The sequence below is a fragment of the Stenotrophomonas sp. 3diitr2024 genome (assembly GCF_042136455.1).
GTDB lineage: Bacteria > Pseudomonadota > Gammaproteobacteria > Xanthomonadales > Xanthomonadaceae > Stenotrophomonas > Stenotrophomonas sepilia.
In genome coordinates this window covers 1-1,433 of record NZ_JBHHMJ010000062.1, presented here as the reverse complement: position 1 = coordinate 1,433, position 1,433 = coordinate 1, and the positions used below count along the sequence as shown (strand labels likewise).

1 protein-coding gene is annotated in these 1,433 nt (G+C 66.2%); it reads left to right on the top strand.

Annotated elements, in window-relative coordinates:
* The first annotated feature begins 140 nt into the window (after positions 1 to 140).
* The gene (locus ABGA94_RS01260; RefSeq protein WP_053496680.1) at positions 141 to 1,361 is read left to right on the top strand and encodes an ATP-binding protein; all 1,221 of its coding nucleotides are present in this window, start codon (positions 141 to 143) and stop codon (positions 1,359 to 1,361) included.
* The last annotated feature ends 72 nt before the right edge of the window (positions 1,362 to 1,433 follow it).

Genomic DNA, 1,433 nt, shown 5'->3' with positions numbered 1-1,433 from the left:
GGGCCAGTCGCACACGGTCAGCATCGGCCGGCCCCTCGCCGTCGCCTGAGGCGACGGCGGTCGCATAACCCCTCCCGGCGGGCTGAAGCCCGCTGCATGACCGCGTATATTGGGCGCCTGTTCGAACGTCCCGAGTCGCCGTGTCCGCTGCCAACGCCCTGGTTACCGCCCCCCTTCCGCCGCAGCCGGTGCTGCAGGCCCTGCTTGAGCGCCTGCGCGAAGGCCTGCTGCTGTTCACCGATGACGGGCGGGTGGCCCTGGCCAATCCGGCCGCACAGAACCTGCTGGCCAGTGGCGAGGACGGCGGGTTGCCGCCGCCGCAGCGCCTGCGCGAACTGCTGCCGCCCGATGCGCTGGAACAGGCTCGCCAGCATGGTCACTGGAATGGCAGCCTGCCGCTGGGCGAGGGCGTGGTCATCGCCCATCTGTACCACCATGGTCCGGTCGGCCAGGGGCATTTCCTCGCCCTGTTCCGCCACATCGAAGGGCAGGAAGACTACGAACGCGAGCTGCAGCAGCGCCATGCCGAACTGCGCCAGGCCTACCTGCGCCTCAATGGCACCCAGGAAAAGCTGCTGCAGTCGGAGAAGATGGCGTCGATCGGCCAGCTGGCCGCCGGCGTCGCGCACGAGATCAACAACCCGATCGGTTACGTGCACTCCAACCTGGGCAGCCTGCAGGAATACCTGCGCAGCCTGTTCACCGTGATCGAAGCCTACGAGCGCGCCCTGCGCGCGCCGGACCCGAAAGCGCTGATTCCGGAAATCGATGATATCCGTGACCGTCTGGATATCGATTTCATCAGCCGCGACCTGCCGCAGCTGATGGCGGAATCGCGCGAAGGCATCGAGCGGGTCACCCGCATCGTGCGCGACCTGAAGGATTTCTCGTATTCCGGCCGCGACGAGTCGTGGAAGCTGGTCGACCTGCACGCGGGCCTGGAATCGACCATCAACATCATCTGGAACGAACTCAAGTACAAGGTCACCCTGGTGCGCGAGTTCGGCCAGTTGCCCCTGGTGGAGTGCCTGCCATCGGAGTTGAACCAGGTCTACATGAACCTGCTGCTCAACGCCGGCCATGCCATCGCCGAGCGCGGCACGATCACGGTGCGTACCGGCGTTGATGGCGATCACGTTTGGGTCGAGTTCGAAGATACCGGCGGTGGCATCTCGCCGGAACTGCGCCAGCGCATCTTCGATCCGTTCTTCACCACCAAGCCGGTTGGCAGTGGCACCGGCCTGGGCCTGTCGATCTCCTACAGCATCATCAACAAGCACCACGGCCGCATCGACCTGGACAGCACGCCCGGCGTGGGCTCGCGCTTCCGCGTGGTGCTGCCGGTCAAGCAGCCGCGCTGACCGCTTCTGGCAGTGCCGGCCGCTGGCCGGCAACCTCATTGAACCCGATATCCAGAGCAGCCGGCCAGCGGC